The following is a 256-nucleotide window of genomic DNA, read 5'->3' as shown; positions in this document are numbered from 1 at the left end:
CCCAAAAGCCGTGGGTGCAGGCCAGTTGCACCAGGGCCTCACGGCGCTCGGCGGCCAGCAGCGTGCCCCGGGGGTTGGAGAAGTTCGGTACGGTGTAGAGCAGCTTTGGACGCTGCTCCGCGGGCAGTTGGCGTAGCAACTCGGCCAGTGCGTCGGCTTGCAGGCCGTGCTCGTCCATCGGCACGGGCACGATGCGCGCCTGCGCAAGACGCAAGGCTTGCAGCGTGGCGGGGTAGGCGGGCACTTCCACCAGAAC

Annotated in this window: 1 protein-coding gene; it reads right to left on the bottom strand. The window is 68.8% G+C overall.

From position 1 onward, the window contains the following. The coding region (locus ACVA6Q_RS24795; RefSeq protein ID WP_446649245.1) for an aminotransferase class I/II-fold pyridoxal phosphate-dependent enzyme at positions 1-256 on the bottom strand (256 nt) is incomplete at both ends.

Source organism: Vibrio sp. DNB22_10_4 (genome assembly GCF_052879755.1).
The sequence above is the reverse complement of the archived record's forward strand: the minus strand, read 5'-3'. Positions and strand labels throughout refer to the sequence as shown.